This is a genomic window from Arsenophonus endosymbiont of Bemisia tabaci Q2, from assembly GCF_902713415.1.
GTDB lineage: Bacteria > Pseudomonadota > Gammaproteobacteria > Enterobacterales > Enterobacteriaceae > Arsenophonus.
In genome coordinates this window covers 1-5,553 of record NZ_CACTIE010000162.1, presented here as the reverse complement: position 1 = coordinate 5,553, position 5,553 = coordinate 1, and the positions used below count along the sequence as shown (strand labels likewise).

Here is a 5,553-nt window from a genome sequence, read left to right as displayed (position 1 = left end):
ATTTTATAGCACGGGTTCAAGCATTAATGCGCCGTAACAGCGGACTTGCTTTGCAAATCGCAAATATAGCTAAGCGACTTAATTTTGATTACACCATATTGAGTGCGAACAAAATATCTGTGTCGCATCCGAGCGCTCTTTTTTTGCATTTAGCTTGTGCCCATTTATGTTCAATTGGATTAAGATCTGGCGAATAGGTAGGCAAATATTCCACCATATGCCCCGCATCGATGATGACTTGTTGAATACTCTGTTTCTTGTGAAAAGTTGCATTATCCATCATGATTACACTGTTTTTAGGAAGTACTGGGATAAGGACTTGGGTGACCCATGCATAGAAAACATCGCTGTTAATATTGATATCAAATAATCCGATAGCAAACAGCGTTGTGCCCAATAAAGCGCCGATAACATTTGTTCTTCCTTTAGCTCCCCAGTTCTTGAGACCAACACACCGTTGACCTTTCGGGGAATAGCCGTGAGTCCGCGGGGTATCGTGTGAAAAACCACTTTCATCAATAAAAACAATATGCTTGCCTTCTTTTTCATACTGTTGTTTTTTTGTTGAAACGTTTGTCGAGTGTTTTCGTCGGCTTTCGGATGACGTAGAGTTTTTTTATAGGTCAATCCCATTTTTTTAAGAGCTTGCCAAATGGCCTTCTGACAAACGCCAAAACGCTCTGCACGCTCTTTTTGGTAAGCATCTGGATATTGTTCAACATCTTTTATCAACTCGGATTTATCGATTTTTCGCTGACGCGTAATCGATGCTTTTGGCTCTATTTGATTAATCCAACGCGATACAGATGCAGAGCCAATCCGAAATTGCTTCGCTGTTTCTCGGATACTCAACCCTTCTTCTTCTATCGTAAATATCACTTTACGTCTAAAATCAATTGAATAGCTCATATAAATAATGTCATCAAAATTAAGTCGATTAGCTATAGCTGCGTTAGCAGGTAATTTTTGCTATGGAAAGTTGGTTAGATTATTTAGCATGAAATAATCATACATACCAGCAAAAGGAATCTGCTATGCCAAATATTGGAGATTATCATCAAAGGCTTATTGGTAGTGATATTTTTATAGGAAAAACAGATAGTTTCAACGATAGATTTGCGGTAAGAAAAAGCTACGATATTATAAAGAAAATGAATGATATTCGTAATACCCTATTACTTACCTTTTGCAACACTGACGAGATCTGAAATTTATAATAAAAATTTTGATCATCTTTGCTATTTATTAAAGCCAGAATAGATGTTAAAAATAAAATCTCTATCAATCTTTCTGAAATAGAAAAAATATTGATTTAAATAAACCGCGTGATTTTAAATTAGAGTCACCTTCGAGAATGATTGAAACTTTATTTTCTGAAATAGAAGGTAAGAGCAATCATTTGAGTGAGTTTAAAAATAATGCTTTCCTGTTGCTTAACAATAATGAAATAAATTTTTCTAAAGCAATGTATACATTTTCCTATCTTTATCATCAGTTAGATGAAGATAAGCAAGCTATTTTGCAAAAAGAAATTGCTGCCAAAAATTTTTTAGGTAGGCATTTTAATGAAAGTCAATCTAATTTATTAGTTCAAGTGTTGAAAAATATGGTTACACGCGAATCGATACTATATTCATATAGTTTTTTAAAGCGGCTGATAATTTTATTCAATTAAAAAAATTTTTTATCATCATTCTATTCTTCATTATTTTGTTAAACAAAAAATGACATTATTAATTACTGTATTAAACCATTAGCTGAATTTTATTTTCAAGTTGATAATAAGAAGAAAGTTATTGAAGATCTAATTGATATAGTGATAAATAGAAAAATAAATCTTTAACCCGTCAACAGCAGCAAGATCTTTATTATACAATAAAAAGTTATTTTAATATTTATCAAACCAATTTTAGTAGCTTAAATCATAATGATTTTATTGATATATTTAAGAATGATTGGTGTCAAAAAAGCTACACTCAACATCTCCTCAAGGAGGACAGTTTATTGTCGTTAACGGCTCCAGAGAAAGCGTAATATATAATGTAAGAAACACATTTGCAGACTAACAGAGGAATAATTTTTTAATCGTTTAAAATGCTTTTCAAACAATGATCTGCCTAGTTAAGTGGATTATTTAACTTGATATAACTCACATTTATTTCACTCCGCCAATATTATGTGTAAAATAACAGCATATGTGTAGATGCCTACCGGCAACCTACTGCTTGGCCAGAGTCATTTAATTCTTTCCAGTTAGATAATATGGTAACAATTTGTGTCTATTGAAAATTTAAGAAATATCGCCATCATCGCCCACGTCGATCATGGAAAAACGACACTGGTCGATAAATTATTACAACAGTCTGGCACCTTTGGTGAACGTAATAACCTCGATGAACGTGTGATGGATTCCAGTGACTTAGAAAAAGAACGTGGCATCACGATTTTGGCAAAAAATACCGCCATCCAATGGCATGATTATCGAATTAATATTGTTGATACACCAGGGCATGCTGATTTTGGTGGTGAAGTCGAACGGGTTATGTCAATGGTTGATAGTGTGCTGCTATTGGTTGATGCAATGGACGGTCCGATGGCGCAAACCCGTTTCGTTACCCAAAAAGCCTTTGCTCATGGTTTAAAGCCAATTGTAGTAGTCAATAAAATCGATCGCTCAGGCGCAAGACCTGATTGGGTTGTTGATCAGGTTTTTGATCTGTTTGTCAACTTAGGGGCGACTGATGAGCAACTGGATTTTCCTATCATTTACGCTTCAGCCTTAAATGGTATTACTGGAATTGATTACAATGATATGGCGACAGATATGACGCCACTCTATGAAGCAATTGTAAAATATGTTGCTCCGCCGCAGGTTGATCTGGCGGGAGCTTTCCAAATGCAAATATCTCAGCTTGATCAGAACAATTACTTGGGTGTTATTGGTATTGGTCGCATTAAGCGTGGTGCAATCAAACCAAATCAAACCATCACTATTATCGACAGTGATGGCAAAACACGTAGTGGTAAAGTGGGTAAGGTATTAACGCATTTAGGATTAGAGCGTATCGATTCTGAAATTGCCCAAGCCGGTGATATTATTGCCTTAACGAGTCTGGGAGAATTAAATATCTCAGATACCTTATGTGATCCAAATAATATTGAGGCATTGCCAGCACTGGCTGTTGATGAGCCAACGGTAAGTATGTATTTTTGTGTTAATACCTCACCATTTTGTGGTCGTGAAGGACAATATGTTACTTCCCGTCAAATTTTAGATCGCCTGAAAAAAGAGTTAGTGCATAACGTTGCATTACGTCTGGAAGAGACTGAAGATCCTGACGCTTTCCGTGTTTCAGGTCGTGGTGAGCTCCACCTTTCGGTATTGATTGAAAACATGCGCCGTGAAGGTTTTGAATTAGCTGTTTCTCGACCAAAGGTTATTTTCCGTGAATTTGAAGGTCGTAAACAGGAACCTTTTGAACAGGTTACTTTCGATATTGAAGAGCGGCACCAAGGCGATGTTATGATGGCATTAGGTAAACGTAAAGGTGAATTGCGCGATATGTTGCCTGATAGTAAAGGACGGGTACGGCTTGACTATATTATTCCAAGTCGTGGACTAATTGGTTTTCGAACTGAGTTTATGACCCTGACATCAGGGACCGGTTTGCTGTATGCAACCTTTAGTCACTATGATGATGTTCGTCCTGGTGAAATTGGTCGCCGCCAAAATGGTGTCATGATCTCAAATGGTCAAGGTAAAGCGATAGCTTATGCACTTTATAGTTTGCAAGATCGCGGTAAATTATTCCTTGGTCATGGTGCTGAAGTGTATGAAGGACAAATTATTGGCATTCATTCTCGTTCTAATGATCTAACTGTCAACTGTTTAACGGGTAAAAAATTGACCAACGTGCGTGCTTCAGGGACAGATGAGGCGACAACTTTATCGCCGCTGATTAAAAAAACTTTAGAACAGGCGTTAGAATTTATCGATGATGATGAATTAGTGGAAGTTACGCCACAATCAATTCGTTTAAGAAAACGTTATTTGACCGAAAACGATCGCCGTCGTGCCTATCGAAATAAAAAAGGTTAAATAACAAAAAATTGTTTGATTTAATATAAATAAAGGCGTATTAAACGCCTTTATTTCTTTATCTATAGCTTGGCGATTTTAAAATGATTACAAGTCATTACTCTATATCAGTAAATTTATATTGGGGAAAAACATATATTTTGTAATCAAAATTAAGACGCTTAGCTATATTGATTGCTCAAATCCAATTATTATTTAGCATAACAACATAATTTACTATCAGCGACCTGTTGAAAATACTTTAAATGTTCAATCAGTGCAGTGTGGCAGTATCATTTATATTTGATATTGATACTGGCTAATACTGATTAAAATCGTAGATCACTAATAAAATATCGTCATTGCTTAGTAACCGTCAGTCAATCTACTTATGCAGAACATAAGTGATTTGTTATTTCACTGATAACAGTACTGCTATTGTTCTATACATATTGATAAAAATTGGGCATCTGTTATCAGATTATTTGTCTAACCAGCTGCGATCAATTATTCAATAGTAAATATTAAACTAAAGTTACCGTTAATTTAATTAGAATGTTTTTATATGTTTAGCAGTGCCAGATGAGCCATTATAAACTTTGACGGTTAAATTGTGCCCGTATACACCAACGACCAGAAAGTCACCTTTAAATAATGCTCCGCTATTGTAAACCTTAACATTGCCAAAGAGTTCATGATTACCATAGGGATTCTCTTGTGCAACTTGATGAGTATGACCAACAAAAACAGCTTTACATTATAATCACTCACAAAACATCTAAATCTATTTTTTCTTCAGTGCTACTCTGATGGATAAAATGATCAGTGCCATCATGAATATTTAATACGATAGTTTTGCCTCTTTACTTGGCGCTTTTTAGATCAGATTCTAACCAATCCATCGATTGGGTTACGTTGATGGTCGCCGCCGCCCAGTGATCTAGCACTACATGATAAGTTGGATAATTTTGTAACTGTACATAATGAATATCACCATAATCCCATCAATATGCTTTACTTCCCGAATACTCACCACTGTTGTATGAAAAATTAATTGAAGTAGGATAATGACGGTATTCTTCTATTTGATAATGCATATCGAATACCATTCCTCTTGCACAGGCATTCATACTGTAATCAGAATTGCTGGGTTCACTACAATTACCGACATTGTTTTGGTAATCATGATTACCTAATCCAACCTAAACATCGAAATTTAATGCGCTTGGCGAAAAAATTCACGATAACTTTCTCTTTGACTTCTACGTCCAGATTCAGTGAGATCACCATTAATAATTCCAAATGGGACATGAAGAGAATTATTCAGTGAAACAATACTATTGCGAACTGGATTTAATTTACTATGCCATCTACTTCTATAGCTAAGCGACTTAATTTTGATGACATTATTTATATGAGCTATTCAATTGATTTTAGACGTAAAGTGATATTTACGATGGAAGAAGAAGGGTTGA

The 5,553-nt window shown here is 35.3% G+C and carries 3 protein-coding genes and 2 pseudogenes; 2 read left to right on the top strand and 3 right to left on the bottom strand.

Going from position 1 to position 5,553, the window contains the following annotated elements; genetic code table 11:
• Positions 1-23: 23 nt before the first annotated feature.
• The 3 genes and pseudogenes from ARSQ2_RS13805 to ARSQ2_RS13045 form a co-directional block, all read right to left on the bottom strand.
• On the bottom strand, positions 24-149 hold the full coding sequence (locus tag ARSQ2_RS13805) for a hypothetical protein (RefSeq protein WP_255487668.1): 126 nt from the start codon (positions 147-149) through the stop codon (positions 24-26).
• A 56-nt stretch (positions 150-205) separates the two neighbouring features.
• Positions 206-529: pseudogene (locus ARSQ2_RS08815) on the bottom strand (IS630 family transposase); the annotation flags it as partial.
• Positions 530-597: 68 nt separating this feature from the next.
• Positions 598-909: pseudogene (locus tag ARSQ2_RS13045) on the bottom strand (IS630 transposase-related protein); the annotation flags it as partial.
• 445 nt (positions 910-1,354) lie between these two features.
• Between ARSQ2_RS13045 and ARSQ2_RS08805 the strand changes: the two are divergent.
• The gene (locus ARSQ2_RS08805) at positions 1,355-1,675 is read left to right on the top strand and encodes a hypothetical protein (RefSeq protein WP_181995065.1); all 321 of its coding nucleotides are present in this window, start codon (positions 1,355-1,357) and stop codon (positions 1,673-1,675) included.
• 600 nt (positions 1,676-2,275) lie between these two features.
• Complete coding sequence (gene typA, locus ARSQ2_RS08800) at positions 2,276-4,099, top strand: translational GTPase TypA (protein ID WP_181995064.1); 1,824 nt, start codon at positions 2,276-2,278, stop codon at positions 4,097-4,099.
• Positions 4,100-5,553 lie beyond the last annotated feature (1,454 nt).

Bases quoted from the DNA above. Each gene is read 5' to 3' on its own strand.
- ARSQ2_RS13805 (WP_255487668.1), bottom strand. From the start codon at position 149: ATGCAAAAAAAGAGCGCTCGGATGCGACACAGATATTTTGTTCGCACT.
- ARSQ2_RS08805 (WP_181995065.1), top strand. From the start codon at position 1,355: ATGATTGAAACTTTATTTTCTGAAATAGAAGGTAAGAGCAATCATTTG.